This is a genomic window from Enterobacter sp. PTB, assembly GCF_051130085.1.
Taxonomy (GTDB): domain Bacteria; phylum Pseudomonadota; class Gammaproteobacteria; order Enterobacterales; family Enterobacteriaceae; genus Enterobacter; species Enterobacter ludwigii.
In genome coordinates this window covers 35,053-58,299 of record NZ_JBDKEE010000014.1, presented here as the reverse complement: position 1 = coordinate 58,299, position 23,247 = coordinate 35,053, and the positions used below count along the sequence as shown (strand labels likewise).

Below are 23,247 nucleotides of genomic sequence, written 5' to 3'. Positions count from 1 at the left end.
TTAACAAAAAATCATCAAACGGCAGCCGATTTCTCATTAATACCGTTCAATTTTGTGCAGAATTAATCATAAAAAATGATATTTTCGCTCATTTCTAAAACTGCAGTGCAGAACCTCTAAAACTCCCTACACCCCGCGTAATTCAAGACATCACGCTTTCATCAAAGCGTCTCCGTGCAGTGCAGAAATGATTGCTACCCCACATTTCGCAGGCACATGCGGGGCATCGGGATAAACCGCATAGATGCCCTGCCGCGCAAAGGTATATTCCGGTAAAACCGACACCAGCTTGCCGTCATCAAGCGCATGGCGCACCAGCCACTCCGGCAACAGCGCCACGCCACATCCCGCGACCGCAAAGGCCATCAGCGCCTGAGCACTGTCCGCAAACAAACGCGGTGCTTTTTTAATTTCCAGCGTGGCAGGCTCACCGCTGGCATCGTTCACCTGCCAGCGCAGCGGCGAGGCTAAGCGCTCATGAATAATCCAGTCAGCTTTCGCCAGCTGTTCAAGCGATTCTACAGGATGGTTACGCAGCCAGCCGGGCGTCGCTACGGGGAAAATAGTGAACTGCGTTATCAATGCCGCGTGGTAGCGTGAATCTGCAAGGGTTCCCAGCCGGATGGCGACATCAAAGCGCTCTGAAATCAAATCGGCATGCAGTGAAGACGAAACGTGACGCACGCGAAGGTCCGGGTGTTGCTGGCTAAACTCAGCCAGTAACGGGACCACAACCTGCGAGCCGTACTCCGGTGTGGTGGTGATCCGCAACTCCCCCGTGAGACCTGCATGGTTTGCACGGACGTCGTCCTTCAGGCGTTCCGCGTCCTTTAAAAGCGCGACGCTCCGTTGATGGAAAAGCCTCCCTGCCTCGGTTAACGTCAGTCGACGGGTGGAACGCAGCAACAGGGTGACACCCAGTTCATCTTCCAGCTGGCGGATATTGAAGCTGACCACCGCTTTTGTCAGCCCCATTGCCTCTGCTGCGGCGGTGAAACTCCCGGTATCTGCGACGGCGACAAACATCGCGGTACGCTGCAAATTAATCATTGTCAGCCCTATTACTGTCAAAAATTTTTTGACAGTATATCGCGCTTTATAACGTTTATCCGTACCTCCCTGCCCGATACGATACGCCCCTCACTGGAGGTGCCGCCATGTCGTATCGCAGCAAAGTCGCCGTTGTCTATCTGCTGGGCTTTTTTCTTGATTTAATTAATATGTTTATCGCCAGCGTCGCTTTCCCGGCAATGGCTCAGGTGTTCAACGCCACGCCCTCATCGCTTGCCTGGGTCAGTAACGGCTATATTGCCGGTCTGACGCTCGTCATCCCCTTCAGCACCCTGCTGACGCGCAGGCTCGGGCCGAAGCATGTCATTCTGCTTTCGCTTTTTCTCTTTAGCGCCGCCTCCGTTGCGGCAGGTTTGTCATCCTCACTTGAGAGCCTGATTGCCTGGCGAGTGCTGCAGGGCATGGGAGGGGGGTTACTGATCCCGGTCGGACAAGCGCTGACCTGGCAACAGTTTAAACCCCATGAGCGTGCCAGGCTCTCCTCAGCGGTCATGCTGGTTGCATTGCTTGCGCCTGCATGCTCACCCACCGTGGGGGGAGTGCTGGTTCAGGCACTCAGCTGGCGATGGATATTTTTTGCCACAACGCCTGTCGCCGCCGTAACGTTTTTCCTGGCCTGCGTGTGGCTTAAGAATGAGAGGGCCCCCGTGAAAGCGAGCAGGCTCTTAAACCTGCCCCTGCTGGCCGACCCGCTGCTGCGTTTTTCCATGCTTGTCTATTTGTGCGTACCCGGCATGTTTATTGGGGTGAACGTCACGGGGATGTATTATCTTCAGAGCGAGGCGCACATGACACCTGCCGCAACGGGGATGCTGATGCTGCCATGGTCTCTGGCCTCGTTTATGGCGATCACCGCGACCGGACGTTATTTTAACCGCGTGGGTCCCCGGCCTCTCATTGTCGTGGGTTGCCTGTTACAGGCGCTGGGCGTTTTACTGCTGCTTAACGTCAGCCCGACTACCACAGTGTTGTTGCCTGGCGCCGCGTTTACGTTAATGGGCGCGGGCGGCAGTCTTTGCAGCAGTACGGCGCAAAGCAGCGCATTTTTAACGACGGCGCGCGACGATATGCCTGACGCCAGCGCGCTATGGAATCTTAATCGTCAGATCAGTTTTTTTGCCGGGGCATTCCTGCTCTCGCAGGTGCTGAACCTGACACTGGCGTTTTTCACGCCGCTCGCCGCATGGCACTGGATGTTTAGTGTTGCTGCGGCCATCACATTACTGCCCGTCGTGTACGTCTTTCGTCTTAACAACACGCAGGTGCTTTCAGAGGTGCAACAGGAGAAACCATGACCCATTTCGAACAGGACATTATCGACGTTCACGTTAAGCTGGAGAACTGGTTGGGTAAGGGCGAAGGGGATGTTGACGCCCTGCTCGCCCACTTTCAGCCGGATTTTATGATGCTCACCCCAGGTGGCGTCCATTTTGACTATAACGCGCTTGTCGGTTTCCTGGACCTTCAGCGCGGCAGCCGTCCTGGTCTGGAGATTGTTCTTGATGAGATAACGACGCTACAGACGTGGGCCAACGGCGCAGTGCTTCACTACCGGGAAACGCAAACTCGCCCGGATCAGCCCGTCAATGTGCGCTGGTCAACCGCCGTGCTCAATCAGAAGGATGGCAAGATAACGTGGCGTTTGCTGCACGAAACGGCACAACCGTAACGCAAAAGAAAAAGGCCCGTCTCACGACGGGCCTTTTTTGATGAAAGATTGCTTATTCGCGGAACAGCGCTTCGATATTCAGACCTTGCCCCTGCAGGATTTCACGCAGGCGACGCAGACCTTCAACCTGAATCTGACGAACACGTTCACGGGTCAGGCCAATTTCGCGGCCGACGTCTTCCAGTGTTGCAGCTTCATACCCCAGTAAACCGAAACGACGTGCCAGCACTTCACGCTGTTTGGCGTTCAGTTCGAACAGCCATTTGACGATGCTCTGTTTCATGTCATCGTCCTGCGTGGTGTCTTCCGGACCGTTGTCTTTTTCATCGGCCAGGATGTCCAGCAGCGCTTTTTCGGAGTCGCCACCCAACGGGGTGTCAACAGAGGTAATGCGCTCGTTGAGACGCAGCATACGGCTTACGTCATCAACCGGTTTATCAAGTTGTTCGGCGATCTCTTCCGCGCTTGGCTCGTGGTCCAGTTTATGGGACAACTCGCGCGCAGTACGCAGATAGACGTTCAACTCTTTGACGATGTGAATCGGCAGGCGAATCGTACGGGTTTGGTTCATAATCGCCCGTTCGATGGTCTGACGAATCCACCAGGTCGCGTAGGTTGAGAAACGGAACCCGCGTTCCGGGTCAAACTTCTCAACTGCGCGGATGAGACCTAAGTTGCCCTCTTCAATCAGGTCCAGCAGAGCCAGACCTCGATTGCCGTAACGACGGGCAATTTTCACGACCAGACGCAAGTTACTTTCAATCATGCGACGGCGCGAGGCAACATCACCACGCAAAGCACGACGTGCGAAATAGACTTCTTCTTCGGCCGTTAACAGTGGGGAGTAACCAATCTCCCCAAGGTAAAGCTGAGTCGCGTCCAGTACACGCTGTGTGGCGCCCTGCGATAACAGCTCTTCTTCAGCCAAATCGTTATCACTGGGTTCCTCTTCTACTAAGGCTTTTTCATCAAAAGCCTCTGCTCCGTTCTCATCAAATTCCGCATCTTCATTTAAATCATGAACTTTCAGCGTATTCTGACTCATAAGGTGGCTCCTACCCGTGATCCCTGAACGAGACACCCTGGCTGGCATGCCCCGTCAACTTATCGCTGCGGCAAATACTGCAGCGGGTTTACGGATTTCCCCTTGTAACGAATTTCAAAATGCAAGCGTGTAGAACTGGTGCCGGTGCTACCCATGGTAGCGATTTTTTGCCCCGCCTTAACTTCTTGTTGTTCCCGGACCAGCATTGTGTCGTTATGGGCGTAGGCACTCAGGTAATCATCGTTATGTTTGATGATAATAAGATTACCGTAACCGCGCAGAGCGTTACCGGCATATACAACACGACCGTCTGCGGTCGCGATAATAGCCTGTCCCTTATTCCCTGCGATATCGATCCCTTTATTTCCTCCCTCAGAGGAAGAGAAGTTTTCGATAACCTTGCCGTCAGTTGGCCAGCGCCATGCAGAAATTGGCGAACTGGAGGTCATACTGCTGGCAGTCGGTTCAGTAGAGCTAACCACAGGTGCCGTAGTCGGTGCTGTGACAACAGTCGCAGTCCCTTTATTATTCGGCAACATTTTGTTAGCAGTCTGATCACCTGAATCCTCAGAATACGTAATTACCGGTTGTGAAGCAACCACCGTGGTGGATTTTTGTGCAGGCTTAACGCTGTTATTTTGCGCAGTGACATCGGCCGCTGAAACGGTGTTGCCAGGCGTGAGCGGCGTACCCGTCGCATTGCCCACCTGGAGCGTCTGGCCGACTTCCAGACCATACGGGGCCTGGACGTTATTACGCTGCGCCAGGTCACGGAAATCGTTCCCGGTGATCCACGCAATATAGAACAGCGTGTCGCCTCGTTTTACGGTATAGGTGCTCCCACCGGTATAGCTACCTTTCGGAATGTTCCCATACTGGCGGTTATACACTATGCGGCCATTTTGAGTCTGCACAGGGTGTTCCACTGGCTGAACCTGTGTTGGCTGCGTAACAGGAGGCTGCATTGGCTGAATGGGCGGATTTTGTTGTGCCGCAGCAGTACCCATTTTAGGCGGAGGCGTGATCAACATTCCGCTGGACGTGTTACCCGAGCTGCTGGATCCCCCCACGGAACTGACGGGCGCAGGTGCATTATTAGAACTTGTACAGCCTGCCAGCCAGAGCGAAACCAGTGATAATGCCGCAACACGGCTGATGGTGAATTTAGGGCTTCCCGCGCTCATTTATCCCCCAGGAATGTGTTAACTACCAGTGACTTAAAATTTACCGTGATGACACGAATCTTTCGCGCCACACCATACGCTGAATTTGCCTTAATAACCCTGGATAATTCTGAGTCTCAGGCCAACTCCCCCTTTACCAGAGGAACAAAGCGCACGGCTTCCACGGTATCGATAATAAACTCGCCGCCACGCCGACGAACGCGCTTCAGGAGCTGTTGCTCGTCCCCGACAGGCAGAACAAGAATGCCGCCTTCATCCAGCTGCGATAACAGAGCAGCGGGAATTTCAGGTGGAGCAGCCGTCACGATGATCGCGTCAAACGGGGCGCGTGCCTGCCAACCCTGCCATCCATCACCGTGTCGTGTCGAAACGTTATGTAAATCAAGTTGTTTCAGGCGACGACGCGCCTGCCACTGCAAACCTTTAATACGCTCAACGGAGCAAACATGGTGCACCAGATGCGCCAGGATCGCGGTTTGGTACCCCGACCCGGTGCCAATTTCCAGCACGCGCGAATGGGGCGTGAGCTCCAGCAGCTCCGTCATACGCGCCACCATGTAAGGCTGTGAAATCGTCTGGCCCTGCCCAATAGGCAGCGCCACGTTTTCCCACGCTTTGTGTTCAAACGCCTCGTCTACAAATTTCTCACGCGGCACCTGGGCGAGCGCGTCGAGCACATGCTCGTCGCGGATCCCCTGAGCGCGTAGCTGTTCCAGAAGAGTTTGTACACGTTTGCTTACCATTGCGCGTTCACTCCTGCGCGATCCAGCCAACCCGACACCACATCATGCGCACTATACGCGGTTAAATCTACATGCAGCGGCGTAACCGAGACATATCCTTCATCAACGGCGGCAAAGTCGGTATCCGGTCCGGCGTCACACTTGTCGCCAGGAGGACCAATCCAGTAAAGCGTATTGCCACGCGGATCCTGCTGCGGGATCACCTGGTCAGCCGGGTGTCGGCTTCCGCAACGCGTTACGCGAATGCCTTTGATTTCACTCAGCGGCAGATCCGGCACGTTAATATTGAGGATGCGCCCGGTACGCAGCGGCTCGCGATTGAGCGCCCGCAGGAGAGAACAGGTCACCGCTGCCGCCGTGTCGTAGTGCGTGTGGCCGTTTAACGAAACGGCCAGCGCAGGGAACCCCAGATGGCGCCCTTCCATGGCGGCGGCCACGGTTCCGGAGTAAATCACATCGTCGCCAAGATTGGGCCCGGCGTTAATACCGGAGACGACGATGTCCGGGCGCGGGCGCATCAGCGCGTTCACACCCAGAAAAACGCAGTCGGTCGGCGTGCCCATCTGGACGGCGATATCACCATTTTCAAAGGTAAAGGTGCGAAGCGACGACTCCAGCGTCAGAGAGTTAGACGCTCCACTGCGGTTACGATCGGGTGCCACGACCTGCACTTCCGCAAATTCGCGAAGGTGTTTCGCCAGGGTCTGTATACCCGGCGCATGGATCCCGTCATCGTTACTCAGCAATATTCGCATAATCACCCGACGTGTTGATAAGTTCCCTGACAACACTGGTGGCAAAGCTACCTGCCGGCAGCCAGAAGCGTAACTCGACGGTTACGTCGTCCCACCAGTTCCAGCTCAACTGTTGCGGATAGAGCAGCATCGCACGGCGTGCCGCCTCGACTTTTTCCCGCACCAGCAGTGTTTGTAATGCCTGCATATCAGCGACAGCAGACTGCTCAGCAGCCAGCGCATCGCCCTGCGTACCCCAGTCGCCCGTGCCGGGCAAGGCTGCGGTAATCATCAGCGTTTGAGTATCCACGCGCGACTGCACATCGGCCATTTCTTCAGCCGTTGCCACAAACCAGCTCCCGCGTCCCGCTAATTGTAGCGCATCGCCGACAACAACTTGATTCGCGTCCGGTTTTTTCAGCCGTTCGCTCACAATCTGATTAAACAACGCACTGCGGGCCGCCGACAACCAAAAACTGCGTTTATTCCTGTCGCGGACCGGGGCATCGCTTTGCGCCCAGCGCAGTGCGCCGAGCAGGTTGCTGCCGCCGATACCAAAGCGCTGTGCGCCAAAATAGTTTGGTACGCCGCACGCGTTGATAGCGTTCAGGCGTTTTTCCACATCATCACGGTTCGAAATCTCGCGCAGTACCAGCGTAAAATGGTTGCCCTTCAACGCGCCCAGACGCAGTTTGCGCTTATGGCGTGCGTATTCCAGTACCTTACAGCCCTCAAGCTCAAATTTGCTTAAATCAGGCATCGTATTACCCGGCACGCGCGCGCAGAGCCACTGTTCGGTGACGGCGTGTTTATCTTTCTGCCCGGCAAAGCTCACTTCGCGGGCATGAATTTTGAGGAATTTTGCCAGCGCATCGGCCACAAAACGGGTATTGCAGCCATTTTTCAGAATGCGTACCAGGATATGTTCGCCTTCGCCATCCGGCGCGAATCCCAGGTCTTCCACCACAACAAAATCTTCAGGGCTGGCTTTCAGCAGCCCGTTCCCCTGCGGTTTACCGTGCAGCCAGGTCAGGTTGTCGAAGTCCGTCATTGGCTTGCCTTCACCAGCAGCGCCACGGCCTCACAGGCAATCCCTTCACCACGACCGGTAAAGCCCAGTTTCTCTGTCGTCGTCGCTTTGACGTTAACATCATCCATGTGGCAACCCAGATCTTCTGCAATGAACACGCGCATCTGCGGGATATGCGGCAGCATTTTGGGGGCCTGGGCAATGATCGTCACATCCACGTTGCCGAGGGTGTAGCCTTTCGCCTGAATACGACGCCAGGCTTCACGCAGCAGCGCACGGCTGTCCGCGCCTTTGAAGGCCGGGTCAGTGTCCGGGAACAGCTTACCGATATCGCCCAGTGCCGCAGCACCCAACAATGCATCGGTCAGGGCATGTAATGCTACGTCGCCATCAGAATGCGCAAGCAGCCCTTTTTCATAAGGAATGCGTACGCCGCCAATGATAATTGGGCCTTCTCCGCCAAAGGCGTGTACATCAAAACCGTGTCCAATTCGCATTATGCCTTCTCCTGATGGGTCGAACGGGTAAGATAAAATTCCGCGAGCTGTAAATCTTCCGGACGCGTCACTTTTATATTATCAGCGCGTCCTTCAACCAGCTCAGGATGGAAACCGCAATACTCCAGCGCCGAGGCTTCGTCCGTGATGGTCGCACCTTCTTTAAGCGCACGCGTTAAGCAGTCGTGGAGTAATTCGCGGGGGAAAAATTGGGGGGTCAGCGCGTGCCATAAATCGACGCGCTCAACGGTGTGTGCGATAGCCTGCTTGCCCGGCTCAGCGCGCTTCATGGTGTCGCGTACCGGGGCGGCAAGAATACCACCTACCCGGCTGGTTTCGCTAAGCGCCAGCAGGCGCGCAAGGTCATCCTGATGCAGGCACGGACGGGCAGCGTCATGGACCAGAACCCATGGTGCCTCACCGGCGGCCTGAATGCCCGCCAGCACGGAATCGGCACGCTCGGCGCCGCCGTCAACAACGGTAATCTGCGGATGATTTGCCAGCGGTAACTGCGCGAAACGCGCATCACCCGGGCTGATAGCGATAATCACGCGCGTCACCCGCGGATGCGCCAGCAGCGCCGCCACAGAGTGTTCGAGGATCGTTTTATCGCCAATAGAGAGGTATTGCTTGGGACATTCTGTCTGCATGCGCCGGCCAAAACCCGCAGCCGGCACCACGGCGCATACGTCCGAAAAAGTTACTGCCATGTCGTAATCCTGGGCCTGATTATCGATTGTTTTGTGCTGAGCCCTGATTGCGTTTAGACGCATCCGGAACCAGACGATAAAAAGTTTCGCCCGGCTTAGTCATACTGAGTTCATTGCGTGCGCGTTCCTCAATCGCCTCTTGCCCGCCATTGAGGTCATCAATTTCAGCAAAGAGTTGATCGTTTCGCGCCTTAAGTTTGGCGTTTGTTGCCTGCTGAGCCGCGACGTCATCGCTTACCCGGCTATAGTCGTGCAGTCCGTTTTTACCGAACCACAGCGAATATTGCAGCCAGATCAGCAAAGCCAGCAACAGCAGCGTTAGTTTACCCATCCTGCCCCCTGAAAAACGGCATCATCATCCCAAAACGCCCCCAGATCTCTTTGCCGGGGTAACAGAGATGCCGCAACATCGCGGGCAAATGTACCACATTTTTTCCGCAGAATCGCCTTGCTCAATATCGTCACACAGTTGTTTACGGTTTGAATTATGGCTGAAGTTAGCCCATGAGCCACAAAAATAACAGACCAAACATCAGAACCACCGTCACAATCGTGACCACGGTACTGTAAAGGAGTTTGCCATTAAGCAGCGAGTGCAGCGCAATACCGACGACAACCGCCACAGGCATCAGCGCCAGGAAGAAAGGCCAGGTATAGAGAAAGAAGAACAGCGTATTACCGCCGTAGATAAGAAAAGGGATGCCCAAGGCCAGCAACCACGAGACGAAGCCGACTATGGCCCCAGGAAAGGACCAGGTCGTCTCGTCGTCGGTCGCTAACGGCTCCGACCCGGTGGTAATAATGTAGTTCTCACTGTTGCGCATAGCTGATCCTGTGACCGTGACTCATCGTTCGGGAAGACAGCTCCCGAACGATACCGTCTCAGGATCTGATAATATCGTCCCGTCTGAGCAGGTCTAATAATTGGCTTACTAAATTTGTTACCAATTGTTGACCTTCCAGGTGAATTTCAGGCGATTCAGGCGCTTCGTACACCGAGTCAATGCCGGTGAAGTTTCGCAGCTCTCCCGCGCGCGCTTTCTTATACAGCCCTTTGGGATCGCGCGCTTCGCAAATTTCCAGCGGCGTATCGACAAACACTTCGATAAAGCGATCCTGCCCGACGCGTTCGCGCACCATCTGGCGTTCGGCACGATGCGGTGAGATAAACGCGGTCAGTACCACTAACCCGGCATCCGCCATCAGTCTGGCCACTTCCCCCACCCTGCGAATATTCTCTTTACGATCGTCGTCGCTGAAGCCCAAATCGCTGCACAGGCCGTGGCGCACATTGTCGCCATCCAGCAGGTAGGTACTGACCCCCTGCTGGTGTAGCGCCTCTTCCAGCGCGCCCGCTACCGTGGATTTACCAGAGCCGGATAGCCCGGTAAACCACAGTACCACGCCACGATGACCGTGAAGTTTCTCGCGCTGCGCGACGGTGACCGGATGAGGATGCCAGACGACGTTCTCATCATGGGCGGCCATTACTTGCCTCCCAGCAGATCGCGCGCACCCCAGTGCGGGAAGTGCTTACGCACCAGCGCATTCAGCTCCAGCTCAAAAGCGCTGAACTCAGAGGCTACCGTAGCCTGTTCATTTGGCTCACGCACCATACCGGCACCCACGGTCACGTTGGAGAGGCGATCGATAAAGATCAGCCCACCCGTTACCGGGTTCTGCTGGTAGGGATCCAGCACCAGCGGCTCGTCAAAGGTCACGTCGACCAGACCAATGCCATTCAGCGGCAGTTCGGTGACGTCGCGCTGGGTCAGGTTATTGATGTCCACCTGGAACTGGATACCGTCCACGCGGGCACGGGTTTTCTTACCCGCGATTTTAATGTCGTAGCTCTGACCGGCGCTCAGCGGTTGTTCAGCCATCCACACCACATCAACGGAAGCCCCCTGCACCGCTGCCAGCGTCTCCTGAGCGTCCACCAGCAGATCGCCGCGGCTGATATCAATTTCATCTTTCAATACCAGCGTGACCGCTTCACCCGCACCGGCTTGCGGCAGATCGCCATCAAAGGTGACGATACGGCTGATGGTGGATTCCACACCAGACGGCAGAACTTTAACGCGCTGACCGACCGCCACGGTGCCCGACGCGATAGTGCCGGAGAAACCGCGGAAATCAAGGTTAGGACGGTTAACGTACTGAACCGGGAAGCGCATCGGCTGGGTGTCGACCACGCGCTGGATCTCCACGGTTTCCAGCACTTCGAGCAGCGTCGGGCCGCTATACCACGGCATGTTCGCGCTCTGGGAAGCCACGTTGTCGCCTTCCAGCGCAGAGAGCGGCACAAAGCGAATATCCAGGTTACCCGGCAGCTGTTCAGCAAACGTCAGGTAACTCTGGCGGATCTCATCAAACTTCTCTTCGCTGAAGTTCACCAGATCCATTTTGTTGACCGCCACCACCAGGTGTTTGATCCCCAGCAACGTGGAGATAAAGCTGTGGCGACGAGTCTGATCCAGTACCCCTTTACGGGCGTCAATCAGCAGGATCGCCAGTTCACAGGTAGACGCACCGGTCGCCATGTTACGGGTGTACTGCTCATGCCCCGGGGTGTCGGCAATAATAAATTTGCGCTTCTCGGTGGAGAAATAGCGATACGCCACATCAATGGTGATGCCCTGCTCGCGCTCGGCCTGCAGGCCGTCCACCAGCAGCGCCAGGTCGAGTTTTTCGCCCTGGGTACCATGACGTTTACTGTCGTTGTGCAGGGACGAGAGCTGATCTTCGTAAATCTGACGCGTATCGTGCAGCAGACGGCCGATCAGCGTGCTTTTCCCGTCATCGACGCTGCCGCAGGTCAGAAAGCGCAGCAGGCTTTTGTGTTGTTGCGCGTGCAGATAAGCTTCTACGCCGCCTTCATTGGCAATTTGTTGAGCAATGGTCGTGTTCATGGCGGCTCCTTAGAAATAACCCTGACGTTTCTTCAGCTCCATGGAGCCTGCCTGGTCGCGGTCAATCACGCGGCCCTGTCGCTCACTGGTGGTCGACACCAGCATCTCTTCAATGATCTCCGGCAGCGTCTGCGCACTGGACTCCACGGCACCGGTCAATGGCCAGCAGCCGAGGGTACGGAAACGCACCATCTGTTTTTTGATCACTTCGCCTGGCTGCAGGTCGATGCGATCGTCATCGATCATCATCAGCATGCCGTCACGCTCCAGCACCGGACGTTCAGCGGCCAGGTACAGCGGCACGATCTCGATATTTTCCAGATAGATGTACTGCCAGATATCCAGCTCGGTCCAGTTGGAGAGCGGGAACACGCGAATGCTTTCGCCCTTGTTGATCTGTCCGTTGTAGTTATGCCACAGCTCCGGACGCTGGTTTTTTGGATCCCAGCGGTGGAAGCGGTCGCGGAAAGAGTAGATACGCTCTTTCGCACGGGATTTTTCTTCGTCACGGCGTGCGCCGCCGAAGGCCGCGTCAAAACCGTATTTGTTCAGCGCCTGCTTCAGCCCCTCGGTTTTCATGATGTCAGTGTGTTTGGCACTACCGTGCACGAACGGGTTAATGCCCATCGCCACCCCTTCCGGGTTTTTATGCACCAGCAGTTCGCAGCCGTAGGCTTTTGCCGTACGGTCGCGGAATTCATACATTTCACGGAATTTCCAGCCGGTATCAACGTGCAGCAGCGGGAACGGCAGCGTACCCGGGTAAAACGCTTTACGCGCCAGGTGTAGCATCACGCTGGAATCTTTACCGATGGAATACATCATCACCGGGTTAGAGAATTCGGCTGCCACTTCGCGGATAATATGGATACTTTCCGCTTCGAGCTGCCGCAGGTGAGTAAGTCGTTTTTGGTCCATAACCGTTCCTTAAGCCAGATTCACCACAGAGGAGCCAAACCCCTCTGAGTCTGTTGTATGTTGAAACCAGGCGAGTGTGCTGTGCAGGTGCACCACTTCCCCTACCACGATAAGCGCGGGCATAGGGGCCTCTTTCGCCAGGGTGGCAAGATCCTGTAGCGTACCGATAGCCACATGCTGATCGACGCGCGTGCCGCGAGAAATTACGGCGACCGGCGTGGTTGCCTCTCGACCGTGTTGAATAAGTTGTTCACTGATGTCCGCCGCCTTCATCGTGCCCATATAGATAGCCAGCGTCTGACGACTCTGGGCGAGATGCGACCAGTCAAACGGGGTGCTGTCCGCCTTGTAATGGCCCGTGACAAAGGTCACGCTCTGGGCATAATCGCGGTGAGTAAGCGGTATACCGGCGTAGGCCGTCACTGCGGAAGCCGCCGTGATACCCGGGACGACCTGGAACGGCACGCCCGCTTCAGCCGCCGCCTGCAGCTCTTCCCCGCCGCGACCAAAGATAAACGGGTCGCCACCTTTAAGCCGCACCACCGTTTTGCCCGCTTTTGCCGCCGCCACCAGCATCTGGTTGGTGTCATGCTGCGGTACAGAGTGCTCGCCCGCCCTTTTGCCAACGCAGATTTGTTCTGCGTCACGGCGAATCAATTCGCGCACCCCGTCGGTGACCAGATGGTCATAGAACACCACATCGGCATCCTGAAGCACCTGCAGGCCGCGCAGGGTCAGCAGCCCGGCATCACCCGGCCCCGCACCGACCAGAATGATCTCGCCGCCGCTACTGCCAGGGTTATCCAGCTCATCTTCGAGGATCTGCTGCGCCGCCGTTTCATTCCCGGCATGCATCAGGCTGGCAAAACGACCGCGGAACACGCGTTCCCAAAAGCGACGGCGTTCCGTCACGCTGGTCAGGCGCGTTTTCAGATGGTTGCGCCAGAAGCTCGCTTTCTCCGCCATCCGCCCAAGGCTGGTAGGCAAAAGCGCTTCGATTTTTTCCCGCAGCACGCGTGCCAGCACCGGCGCGGTCCCGCCGGAGGAGATGGCCACCAGCAATGGCGAACGGTCAACAATCGACGGGAAGATAAACGAACACAGCGGCCGATCGTCCACCACGTTCACCAGACGGTGACGGGCCTGAGCCGCCTCTGAAATACGGCGGTTGAGCTCACGGTTATCGGTTGCCGCAATCACCAGCACCACGCTGTCGATTTGCGACTCGTCGAAATCCGCCTCGTCGACTATCCGTACCTGCGCCCCCGCTCGCTGCAGAAACGCGATTTTGCGATCGGCAACCTCACCGGTGCCGACTACCAGCACAGGTCTGTCTTTTATCGCGGCAAAAAGGGGCAGATAGTCCACAAGCTACAACTCACTAACAACAAGGAATAGTGGGACTATAGGGGGCGGCTTAGATCGAATGAAATTACGAATTGGAATGAGTAGTTACTCAATGGAATAACGCCGTGGAAAAGCAAAGATCAAAAAGTGCTTAACACGCGATTTTTCGGGCATTTAAGAGCAATTCAAATTGTGTATGGTCGATCACAGTTTCATACTAGGCGGGTTAAAATTTTGCTCTGTTTTTAAGGACTCACTATGTTTTCCGCAACGCGCCACCGTATCGCTGCCCTGGCGCTCGGCGTTTGCTTTATCCTTCCGGCCCAGGCAAAAAATCAGCCCTATGGTGAAATCGCGAATATGCAGGCGCGGCATATTGCGACCGTCTTTCCGGGTCGTATGACCGGCACGCCAGCGGAAATGCTTTCCGCCGATTATATTCGCCAGCAATTTGCTGACATGGGTTACCAGAGCGATATCCGATCGTTTCACAGCCGCTACGTCTATACCTCGCGCAATAAAACAAAAAACTGGCATAACGTGACCGGCAGTACGGTCATTGCGGCCCATGAAGGTAGCGCGGCGGAACAGATCATTATCATGGCGCACCTGGACACCTACGCGCCAATGAGCGACGCCGATACCGACAATAATCTCGGCGGGCTGACGTTACAGGGGCTGGATGATAACGCGGCGGGTCTGGGTGTGATGCTCGAACTGGCAGAGCGAATGAAAGACATTCCAACCCAATACGGGATCCGTTTCGTTGCCACCAGCGGTGAAGAAGAGGGAAAACTTGGCGCGGAGAATCTCCTGAAACGCATGAGTGCCGAGGAGAGGAAAAATACGCTGCTGGTGATTAACCTCGATAACCTGATCGTCGGCGATAAGCTCTATTTCAACAGCGGACAGAGTACGCCGGGTACCGTGCGTAAACTGACGCGCGACCGCGCGCTGGCAATCGCCCGCAGCCATGGGGTGTATGCCACCAGCAACCCGGGCGGGAATCCCGATTATCCTCGCGGAACCGGCTGCTGTAACGATGGTGAAGTGTTCGATAAAGCGGGCATTCCTGTTCTGTACGTGGAAGCCACTAACTGGATGCTGGGTAAGAAAGACGGTTATCAGCAGCGGGTGAAATCGAAGGCTTTCCCGGACGGGACGAGCTGGCATAACGTGCTGCTGGATAATCAGCAGCATATTGATAGCGCACTGCCGCAGCGGATTGAACACCGCAGTCGGGATGTGGTTAAAGTGATGCTGCCACTGGTGAAAGAGCTGGCAAAAGCTGGGAAAGCGTAGAACAGAACATGTCCCTCACCCTTTGTAAGAGGGTGAGGGAAAAGGGAACAGAATTTACCCTTCGTGCAATCCGCACTCGCGCTTGAGTCCAAAGAATCGCGTCTCTTCTTCCGCCATGCCCGGTTCCCATTTACGCGTGGTATGGGTATCGCCAACGGACAGATAACCCTGGTCCCAGAGCGGGTGGTATTTCAGTCCGTGTTTTTGCAGGTACTGGTAAACCGTACGGTTATCCCAGTCGATGATCGGCAGCACTTTAAACACCCCGCGCTGAACCGCCAGCACCGGGAGTGTGGCGCGACTTCCGGACTGCTCGCGGCGTAACCCCGCAAACCAGGTCTGCGCGTTAAGCTCTTTCAGCGCCCGGTTCATCGGCTCGACCTTGTTGATCTCATTGTATTTCTCAATGCCTTCAACGCCCTGTTCCCACAGTTTGCCATACCGCGCCTCCTGCCAGGCCGCGCTTTGCTCCGCGCGGTAGACTTTCAGGTTCAGCCCGAGCTTGTCCGTCAGCTCATCGATAAACTGGTAGGTTTCCGGGAACAGGTAGCCGGTATCGGTCAGGATCACCGGAATGTCCGGACGAATCTGGTTCACCAGATGCAAACTCACCGCTGCCTGGATACCAAAACTCGACGAGAGCACATAATCACCCGGCAGGTTTTCCAGGGCCCATGCCACGCGGCCTTCGGCGTCGAGCTTTTCAAGCTGCGCATTGGTTTCTGCCAGCGCCAGAATGCGATCGACTTTTGGCAGTTCATTTAGGGCGTTTAGATCGAGTACGGACATAATTACCTCTCGTGTTTACTCCCAGAAATCCCTTGCGGGATCGAGCACCGGGCGAATAATGCCCGCACGCACCGTAAAGTCGCCGAAGCCTTCACCCGCTTCGCGCTCTTTCGCCCAGCGCCCGACAAGCTCGTCGATAGAATCAAGAATTTCCGGCTCGGTGATGTTCTCACGGAACATGCGCGGAATACGCGTTCCGATACGGTTGCCGCCGAGGTGCAGGTTATAGCGACCCGGCGCTTTACCCACCAGACCCAGCTCGGCCAGCATCGCACGGCCACAGCCGTTCGGGCAGCCGGTGACACGCATAACAATATGCTCGTCCGGAATACCGTGTTTTTCCAGAATCGCTTCTACCTTATCGGTGAATGACGGCAGGAAACGCTCTGCTTCCGCCATCGCCAGCGGGCAGGTCGGGAACGACACGCAGGCCATTGAGTTTTCACGCTGCGGCTTCACCGCGTCCATCAACCCATGGTCGCGCGCCAGTTTCTCAATCTTCGCTTTCTGGCTTTCCGGCACGCCGGCAACGATCAGGTTCTGGTTAGCGGTGATACGGAATTCACCTTTATGGATCTTCGCAATTTCCAGCAGACCGGTTTTCAGCGGGCGGCCCGGATAATCAAGAATACGGCCGTTTTCAATAAACAGCGTCAGGTGCCATTTATTGTCGATGCCTTTGACCCAGCCAATACGATCGCCACGTCCCGTAAATTCATACGGACGGATCGGCTCAAACTTAATCCCCGCGCGACGCTCAACTTCCGCTTTGAACGTCTCTACGCCCACGCGCTCCAGGGTGTATTTGGTTTTCGCGTTTTTACGATCCGTACGGTTACCCCAGTCGCGCTGCGTGGTGACAACCGCTTCAGCCACGGCCAGCGTGTGCTCCAGCGGCAGGAAACCAAACTCGCTTGCGGTACGGGCATAGGTTTTCTTGTTACCGTGTTCGATGGAGAGACCGCCCCCCACCAGCAGGTTAAAGCCCACCAGCTTGCCATTTTCGGCAATCGCCACGAAGTTCATGTCGTTGGCGTGCAGATCGATATCGTTCTGCGGCGGGATCACCACGGTGGTTTTGAACTTACGCGGCAGATAGGTCTGGCCGAGGATCGGTTCTTCGTCGGTGGTGGCCACTTTTTCCTGATCGAGCCAGATCTCCGCATAGGCGCGGGTGCGTGGCAGCAGGTGCTCAGAGATCTTCTTCGCCCACTCATAGGCTTCGGCGTGCAGCTCGGACTCGTACGGGTTCGAGGTGCAGAGCACGTTACGGTTCATGTCGTTGGCCGTGGCCAGCGCGTCCAGCCCGACAGAGTGCAGCATCTGGTGTACCGGCTTCACGTTCTTCTTCAGAATGCCGTGGAACTGGAAGGTCTGACGGTTGGTCAGACGGATGCTGCCATAAAGGGTATTTTCACCCGCAAACTTATCGATCGCCTGCCACTGTTTCGTGGTGATCACCCCGCCCGGAAGACGGCAGCGCAGCAGCATCGCATGACGCGGCTCCAGCTTCTGTTCTGCACGTTCGGCGCGGATATCACGGTCGTCCTGCTGATACATACCGTGGAAACGGATCAGCAGAAAGTTGTCGCCTTTAAAGCCGCCGGTGAGACCGTCATTCAGATCTTCAGCAATGGTGCCGCGCAGATAGTTGCTTTCCAGCTTCATGCGCTCGGCGTCTGTCAGTTTACCTTCGACCACCAGTGGCCCTGGATGTTTTTCGCTCATTAGTAGACATCTCGCTGATAACGGCGCTCAACGCGCAGCTCACTTAAAAATTCATCCGCCGTTTCGGCATCCATACTGCCGAATTCGGCAATCACTTCCAGCAATGCCTGCTCAACGTCTTTCGCCATGCGATTGGCGTCGCCGCAGACATAAATGTGGGCACCGTCATTGATCCAGCGCCACAGCTCTGCGCCCTGTTCGCGCAGTTTGTCTTGTACATATACTTTTTCTTGCTGATCGCGGGACCAGGCCAGGTCGATGCGCGTCAGGACGCCTTCTTTGACGTAACGCTGCCACTCAACCTGGTAGAGGAAATCTTCCGTAAAGTGCGGGTTGCCGAAGAACAACCAGTTTTTACCCGGTGCCTCATCTGCAGCGCGCTGCTGCATAAAGGCGCGGAATGGCGCAATACCGGTACCCGGCCCAATCATGATGACCGGTGTTTCCGGGTTCGCAGGCAGACGGAAGTTGTCGTTGTGCTCGATAAACACGCGCACTTCACCGTCTTCCTCCACGCGATCGGCCAGGAAGCTTGATGCCCCGCCCGCACGGGCACGGCCTTCGATGTCATAACGCACCACGCCCACGGTGATATGCACTTCGCTCTCCACTTCGGCCTGCGAAGAGGCAATGGAGTAGAGGCGCGGCGTCAGCGGACGCAGCAGGCCAATTAGCGCATCCGCATCCAGCTGTGCCGGAGAGAAACGCACCATATCGACAATCGGCGTCGTCGCGGCGTAATGCTGCAGCTTCGCCTTATCCCCCACCAGAGGCAGCAGCGATTCACTGCGCGTTAAGGTAGCGTAATTTTCAACGATGTTTGGCGTGTTGACCGTCAGCTCGAAATGCCACTGCAGCGCGTCAGAAAGCGGCTGCGTGTTACCGTCGACGGTGACAGGCTCATCGCCTTTCAGCCACAGCAGTTCGACCAGCTCTTTAACCAGCGCCGGATCGTTCTGGTACCAGATCCCAAGTGCATCGCCCGGCTGGTAACGCAGACCGGAATCACCGAGATCGATTTCAATATGCCGCACGTCTTTCTCAGAGGCGCGACCGGTAATTTTCTGATTAACTGCCAGGCTCGCTGCCAGCGGTGCCTCTTTGGTATACGGGCTGGTGTGAATATCATTGACTGCACCCGCCGCGGTGACGGCAGCCTGCGCTGGGGTCTCTTTCGGCACGCGCGCTTTCAGCACGTCAACGATGCGCGCACGCCATTCAGCGGCGGCGGTCTGGTATTCCACATCCGCATCAACGCGGTCCAGCAGGCGCTCAGCGCCCAGTTCCGCCAGTTTGCTGTCGAAATCTTTACCGGACTGGCAGAAAAATTCGTAGGAGGTGTCGCCCAGGCCAAACACGGCGAACGCCGTCCCGTTCAGTTTTGGGGCTTTTTTCGAGAACAGGAACTTATGCAGGGCCACCGCTTCTTCAGCCGGCTCACCCTCACCCTGGGTTGAAGCCACCACCACCAGCAGTTTTTCGGACGCGATCTGTTTAAATTTATAGTCCCCGGCGTTCACCAGGTTCACGTTCAGTCTGGCGGCCAGCAGGTCGTCGCGCAGCGCTTCGGCCACACGGCGAGCATTGCCCGTCTGCGAGGCAGAAATCAGCGTAATCGCCGGAATTTCTACCGCAGTTGCCGGTGCAGCAGCCACAGCGCCCGGTTGCTGGTTAAGCATTCCCCAGAAATAGCCGGAGACCCAGGCAAGCTGGGTGGGAGAAAAATCAGAAGTGGCAGCCTGAAGGCGCGCCAGTTGCTCCGGGTTCAGGGGAAGCAAATTTGAAGGTGGGGACTGTGTTGTCATGCGTCGTTATGTTCCAGTAGCCAAGCGGACTTTAAGCGAATAAATCCAAACTGAAGATAAGGTTAACGGCGAGGATAATAACAATTAAAGAAGGGATGGAAATAATAAATAACCAAATGGACTAACCTGTTTTAGTTATCGTTCTTAACGATAAAAACGATTAACTAACCCATTGAAATTTATTAATAAAACAGTAGTCCTTTCTCGTATGCACCACGTTGCGGCAACAGAGCCGTTTTAGTTAATGATAAAAATTGTGCTTTCCGGTACTATGCGGCGGTTTTTTCCGCATTACTGAGAGCAATAATGTCCACCACACTGTTTAAAGATTTCACCTTCGAAGCCGCCCACCACCTTCCGCATGTTCCTGAAGGGCATAAATGTGGCCGTCTGCACGGGCACTCGTTTATGGTGCGTCTTGAGATAACCGGTGACGTCGATCCGCATACCGGTTGGATCATGGACTTTGCCGAGCTGAAGGCGGCATTCAAACCGACCTACGATCGTCTGGATCACTACTATCTGAATGATATCCCGGGTCTTGAAAACCCGACCAGTGAAGTGCTGGCTAAATGGATTTGGGATCAGATGAAACCGCAGGTGCCTCTGCTGAGCGCGGTGATGATCAAAGAGACCTGCACCGCGGGCTGTATCTATCGCGGTGAGTAAAAAAAGCCCGGAATATCCGGGCTTTTTTTTAGGCGATGTTCAGGTACTTGTGCGTCTGCATCGACAGCCGCCAGTTGCGGGCAATACAGGTTTCAATACACAGGCGCGTGGCATCCTCTTTCTGGCTGATAGGCTGCAGCGCGATGATCCGCTGCTTTTCATCCGTCAGCGTGGCGAGCAGTTCATCCAGCGCTTCGATATCACGCACGCGGCCAACCGGGTGTTTAATCTCATCAGCACGCTCCAGCGCCTGAGAGAGTACATCGTAGCCGCCGCGCATGTTAACTTTCGGCGAAACCGTCACCCAGGTGGTGTGAGAACAGCGCACTTCATGCGTGCCGCTGGTTTCAATCTGACAGCTGTAGCCGTTCTTTTCGAGCAGCTCGGTCAGTGGCGTCAGGTCGTGGATGCAGGGTTCACCCCCGGTAATCACCACGTGGCGCGCCGTCCAGCCCTGACGGCCAATGATCGCCAGCAGATCTTCTGCACTTCCCGCGCCCCACTTATCGCTCTCTTTGGTTTTAGCCAGAATGCTAAACAGCGACACTTCCCGATCTGCGAGTTTATCCCACGTATGTTTGGTATCACACCAGGCACAGCCAACCGGGCATCCCTGTAATCGAATAAAGATGGCGGGAACGCCGGTAAAGTAACCCTCGCCTTGCAGGGTCTGGAACATCTCGTTAATCGGGTACTGCATAGTCATCTCAGTTAAGGGGATAAACGATAAGTATCGCAGATCCCCGTCAGATGGTCATGCTCCATCGGTGCTTTGAGCGCCAATCGCTGCCATAAACCGCGCAGTAATTTGCTGTGGACGGGTGATGGCCCCGCCGACAACGACCATAAAGGCACCAAGTTCCAGGCACCTCGCCGCCCGTTCAGGTGTGTCAACGTTGCCTTCGGCCACCACGGGAATGTCGACGGCAGCCAGCACCTCTTTCAGAAACGCGCAATCATTGTCCGGTAGCGCATGGCCTGCGGTTTCTGCCGTATAACCGTAAAGCGTGGTCCCCACACAATCAAAACCCAGCGCCTGCGCCGTCACGGCCTCTTCTGTTGTGGAAATATCCGCCATCAGGCGTACCGACGGGTACCGCGTGCGGATATGCGCGACCAGCGTCGCCAGGTCTTCGCCGCCAGGGCGCTGTCGCGCAGTCGCATCCAGGGCAATGATTTCCGGAGAAACCGTCATCAGCTCATCCACTTCTTTCATCGTGGCGGTGATAAACACCTCACTATCCGGATAATCGCGTTTGATGATGCCGATAACCGGCAGAGCCACCTGCTGCTTGATGGCTTCGATGTCCACCACGCTATTGGCACGGATCGCTGCCGCCCCACCCTGCGCGGCGGCCAGCGCCATTCGTGACATAATAAACGCGCTATGCAGAGGTTCATTCTCCAGCGCCTGGCAGGAGACGACCAGTTTTCCCTTCAGGTTATCCAGTACAGTTTTCATTACGATAAGATCTCTTCCACTTCGTTTTTAATAATCGTGACATGCGGCCCATAAATGACCTGAACACCGTTGCCGCGGACGATAACGCCGCGCGCGCCGGTCGCTTTCAGCGCCGATTCATTCACTTTGCTGCCATCCTTCACCGTGACGCGAAGACGCGTCGCGCAGCAGTCCACCTCTTCGAGATTGTCTTTGCCACCTAACCCGGCGATCACTGCAACGGCACGCTCGCTCTGCGAAAAGGTCACTTCATCCGCCATCGCCTCTTTCTCACGCCCCGGCGTGGCAAAATCAAAGCGATTAATCAGATAACGGAACGTAAAGTAATAAAGGAAGAACCACGGCACCCCTACCAGCGGTACGAACATCCAGTGGGTTTTGGCCTCGCCCTGGAGAATGCCGAACAGCACGAAGTCGATAAAACCGCCTGAGAAGGTTTGCCCGATAGTGATGTGTAAAATATGGGCGAGCATAAACGCCAGCCCGTCAAACAGGGCGTGAATGACGTACAGCACAGGAGCAACAAAAAGGAATGAGAACTCAATAGGTTCAGTAATCCCCGTCAGGAACGAGGTCAATGCCGCCGAAAGTAACAGCCCCGCGACGCGTTTTTTGTTCTCCGGCTTTGCCGTGTGGTACATCGCGAGGCAGGCACCCAGCAGACCAAACATCATCGTGATGAAGCGTCCGGACATGAAACGCGACGTGCCTTCATAAAACTGGCGTGTTGTCGGGTCAGCAAGCTGGGCGAAGAAGATCCGCTGCGTACCTTCTACCAGCTGACCGTTAACGATCTCGCTGCCGCCAAGCGCGGTCGTCCAGAAGGGAAGATAGAAGATGTGGTGTAAACCAAACGGCCCGAGCATGCGCAAAATGAAACCGTACAGCATCGTTCCCAGATAACCGGTGGCATCCACAAGCCCGCCCAGACCGAAGATCAGCTTCTGGAAATGCGGCCAGATGACGGTCATTAATGCCCCGACAAGTATTGCCGCCAGCGAGCTGACGATCGGTACAAAACGTGAACCGCCAAAGAAACCCAGGAACTGCGGAAGCGCGATTTTATTGAACCGATGATGTAACGCGCAGGTCACGAGCCCGATGACGACTCCACCAAAAACGCCGGTTTCCAGCGTCTGGATCCCCAGCGTCATTCCCTGCCCTACGGCACCCGGGTTCTCAAGCGCCAGTTTTCCGGTCAGGATCAGCAGCGCATTGATGGTGGCATTCATCACCAGAAAAGCGAGCAATGCCGCCAGTCCTGCGGTTCCTTTATCATTTTTTGCCAGCCCGACGGCGACCCCAACAGCAAACAGCACCGAGAGGTTGGCGAACACAATCGAACCGGCACTGCTCATAATGGTAAAGATGGCCTGTAGCCACGCAACATCTAAAAACGGGTAGGCCGTGAGGGTATTGGGATTTGATAACGCGCCTCCAATCCCCAGCAACAAACCCGCCGCGGGCAAGACGGCGATGGGCAACATAAATGATTTGCCAAAGCGCTGCGCTTTCTCAAACCATCCGCCAGAAGAAGCCCCACTGAACATTTGCATCATTTTTTCATCCCCTCGTGTATAGATGAAAATTTTTACCATATTAATTATTAATAGTGAAAATTATCATCAATAA

24 protein-coding genes are annotated in these 23,247 nt (G+C 55.7%); 4 read left to right on the top strand and 20 right to left on the bottom strand.

The genetic code is table 11. The annotated features are described in order from the left end of the window. Positions 1-150: 150 nt before the first annotated feature. Positions 151-1,050: a LysR family transcriptional regulator gene (locus tag AAIR21_RS17315; RefSeq protein WP_434681685.1), complete on the bottom strand. Its 900-nt coding sequence runs from the start codon at positions 1,048-1,050 to the stop codon at positions 151-153. 107 nt (positions 1,051-1,157) lie between these two features. Here AAIR21_RS17315 and AAIR21_RS17310 point away from each other — a divergent pair, with 107 nt between their 5' ends. Continuing rightward, complete coding sequence (locus tag AAIR21_RS17310; RefSeq protein WP_183516680.1) at positions 1,158-2,366, top strand: MFS transporter; 1,209 nt, start codon at positions 1,158-1,160, stop codon at positions 2,364-2,366. Beyond that, the gene (locus AAIR21_RS17305; RefSeq protein ID WP_047743518.1) at positions 2,363-2,740 is read left to right on the top strand and encodes a DUF4440 domain-containing protein; all 378 of its coding nucleotides are present in this window, start codon (positions 2,363-2,365) and stop codon (positions 2,738-2,740) included. The genes AAIR21_RS17310 and AAIR21_RS17305 overlap by 4 nt, the downstream gene beginning before the upstream one ends. 52 nt (positions 2,741-2,792) lie before the next feature. On the opposite strand, the gene rpoS is transcribed toward AAIR21_RS17305, so the two are convergent. The 13 genes from rpoS to cysG all read right to left on the bottom strand — a co-directional run bounded on the left by rpoS (position 2,793) and on the right by cysG (position 13,872). Then, positions 2,793-3,785: an RNA polymerase sigma factor RpoS gene (gene rpoS, locus AAIR21_RS17300; protein WP_013098493.1), complete on the bottom strand. Its 993-nt coding sequence runs from the start codon at positions 3,783-3,785 to the stop codon at positions 2,793-2,795. Between the two features lie 59 nt (positions 3,786-3,844). Further along, positions 3,845-4,969 carry a murein hydrolase activator NlpD gene (nlpD, locus tag AAIR21_RS17295; protein ID WP_020883821.1) on the bottom strand — a complete coding sequence of 375 codons (1,125 nt, stop codon included), beginning with the start codon at positions 4,967-4,969 and terminating at the stop codon, positions 3,845-3,847. Positions 4,970-5,085: 116 nt separating this feature from the next. Further along, on the bottom strand, positions 5,086-5,712 hold the full coding sequence (locus tag AAIR21_RS17290) for a protein-L-isoaspartate(D-aspartate) O-methyltransferase (protein WP_020883820.1): 627 nt from the start codon (positions 5,710-5,712) through the stop codon (positions 5,086-5,088). Further along, positions 5,706-6,467 (bottom strand): 5'/3'-nucleotidase SurE, encoded by a 762-nt coding sequence (surE, locus tag AAIR21_RS17285; RefSeq protein WP_020883819.1) that lies wholly within the window; start codon positions 6,465-6,467, stop codon positions 5,706-5,708. The genes AAIR21_RS17290 and surE overlap by 7 nt, the downstream gene beginning before the upstream one ends. Further along, on the bottom strand, positions 6,448-7,497 hold the full coding sequence (gene truD, locus AAIR21_RS17280) for a tRNA pseudouridine(13) synthase TruD (protein ID WP_104440326.1): 1,050 nt from the start codon (positions 7,495-7,497) through the stop codon (positions 6,448-6,450). Before truD ends, surE begins: the two co-directional genes overlap by 20 nt. Continuing rightward, positions 7,494-7,973 carry a 2-C-methyl-D-erythritol 2,4-cyclodiphosphate synthase gene (gene ispF, locus AAIR21_RS17275; protein ID WP_014171394.1) on the bottom strand — a complete coding sequence of 160 codons (480 nt, stop codon included), beginning with the start codon at positions 7,971-7,973 and terminating at the stop codon, positions 7,494-7,496. Before ispF ends, truD begins: the two co-directional genes overlap by 4 nt. Further along, a complete protein-coding gene (gene ispD, locus AAIR21_RS17270) occupies positions 7,973-8,683 on the bottom strand; it encodes a 2-C-methyl-D-erythritol 4-phosphate cytidylyltransferase (RefSeq protein ID WP_040018909.1) in 711 nt (236 codons plus the stop codon). Before ispD ends, ispF begins: the two co-directional genes overlap by 1 nt. A 19-nt stretch (positions 8,684-8,702) precedes the next feature. Beyond that, positions 8,703-9,014 carry a cell division protein FtsB gene (gene ftsB / locus AAIR21_RS17265; protein ID WP_008499609.1) on the bottom strand — a complete coding sequence of 104 codons (312 nt, stop codon included), beginning with the start codon at positions 9,012-9,014 and terminating at the stop codon, positions 8,703-8,705. A 166-nt stretch (positions 9,015-9,180) separates the two neighbouring features. Continuing rightward, complete coding sequence (locus AAIR21_RS17260; RefSeq protein ID WP_014171396.1) at positions 9,181-9,507, bottom strand: DUF3561 family protein; 327 nt, start codon at positions 9,505-9,507, stop codon at positions 9,181-9,183. Between the two features lie 58 nt (positions 9,508-9,565). Next, positions 9,566-10,171: an adenylyl-sulfate kinase gene (gene cysC, locus AAIR21_RS17255; protein ID WP_183516681.1), complete on the bottom strand. Its 606-nt coding sequence runs from the start codon at positions 10,169-10,171 to the stop codon at positions 9,566-9,568. After that, positions 10,171-11,595: a sulfate adenylyltransferase subunit CysN gene (cysN, locus tag AAIR21_RS17250; RefSeq protein WP_020883815.1), complete on the bottom strand. Its 1,425-nt coding sequence runs from the start codon at positions 11,593-11,595 to the stop codon at positions 10,171-10,173. Before cysN ends, cysC begins: the two co-directional genes overlap by 1 nt. 9 nt (positions 11,596-11,604) lie before the next feature. After that, complete coding sequence (gene cysD / locus AAIR21_RS17245; RefSeq protein WP_006811770.1) at positions 11,605-12,513, bottom strand: sulfate adenylyltransferase subunit CysD; 909 nt, start codon at positions 12,511-12,513, stop codon at positions 11,605-11,607. Between the two features lie 9 nt (positions 12,514-12,522). Beyond that, positions 12,523-13,872 (bottom strand): siroheme synthase CysG, encoded by a 1,350-nt coding sequence (cysG, locus tag AAIR21_RS17240; protein ID WP_194373031.1) that lies wholly within the window; start codon positions 13,870-13,872, stop codon positions 12,523-12,525. Positions 13,873-14,118: 246 nt separating this feature from the next. On the opposite strand from cysG, the gene AAIR21_RS17235 reads away from it, so the two are divergent. Next, complete coding sequence (locus tag AAIR21_RS17235) at positions 14,119-15,162, top strand: aminopeptidase (protein ID WP_032678868.1); 1,044 nt, start codon at positions 14,119-14,121, stop codon at positions 15,160-15,162. A 54-nt stretch (positions 15,163-15,216) separates the two neighbouring features. On the opposite strand, the gene cysH is transcribed toward AAIR21_RS17235, so the two are convergent. The 3 genes from cysH to cysJ are packed head-to-tail and all read right to left on the bottom strand — an operon-like array spanning position 15,217 to position 19,484. Further along, complete coding sequence (gene cysH, locus AAIR21_RS17230; protein WP_014171401.1) at positions 15,217-15,951, bottom strand: phosphoadenosine phosphosulfate reductase; 735 nt, start codon at positions 15,949-15,951, stop codon at positions 15,217-15,219. A 15-nt stretch (positions 15,952-15,966) separates the two neighbouring features. Next, positions 15,967-17,679, bottom strand: coding sequence for an assimilatory sulfite reductase (NADPH) hemoprotein subunit (cysI, locus tag AAIR21_RS17225; protein ID WP_014171402.1), 1,713 nt, complete (start codon positions 17,677-17,679; stop codon positions 15,967-15,969). After that, positions 17,679-19,484, bottom strand: a complete 1,806-nt coding sequence (cysJ, locus tag AAIR21_RS17220; protein WP_183516682.1) for an NADPH-dependent assimilatory sulfite reductase flavoprotein subunit — start codon at positions 19,482-19,484, stop codon at positions 17,679-17,681. Before cysJ ends, cysI begins: the two co-directional genes overlap by 1 nt. Positions 19,485-19,790: 306 nt before the next feature. On the opposite strand from cysJ, the gene queD reads away from it, so the two are divergent. Then, on the top strand, positions 19,791-20,153 hold the full coding sequence (queD, locus tag AAIR21_RS17215) for a 6-carboxytetrahydropterin synthase QueD (RefSeq protein ID WP_014171404.1): 363 nt from the start codon (positions 19,791-19,793) through the stop codon (positions 20,151-20,153). Positions 20,154-20,181: 28 nt separating this feature from the next. Here queD and queE read toward each other — a convergent pair whose 3' ends face one another. From queE to AAIR21_RS17200, 3 genes are read right to left on the bottom strand one after another with little or no spacing between them, the layout of a single operon-like run. Continuing rightward, entirely contained in the window at positions 20,182-20,853 is a 672-nt protein-coding gene (queE, locus tag AAIR21_RS17210) for a 7-carboxy-7-deazaguanine synthase QueE (RefSeq protein ID WP_020883810.1), read from the bottom strand. A gap of 54 nt (positions 20,854-20,907) precedes the next feature. After that, positions 20,908-21,615 carry an N-acetylmannosamine-6-phosphate 2-epimerase gene (locus AAIR21_RS17205; protein WP_134179500.1) on the bottom strand — a complete coding sequence of 236 codons (708 nt, stop codon included), beginning with the start codon at positions 21,613-21,615 and terminating at the stop codon, positions 20,908-20,910. Next, on the bottom strand, positions 21,615-23,174 hold the full coding sequence (locus AAIR21_RS17200) for a maltose/glucose-specific PTS transporter subunit IIC (protein WP_020883808.1): 1,560 nt from the start codon (positions 23,172-23,174) through the stop codon (positions 21,615-21,617). Before AAIR21_RS17200 ends, AAIR21_RS17205 begins: the two co-directional genes overlap by 1 nt. Positions 23,175-23,247 lie beyond the last annotated feature (73 nt).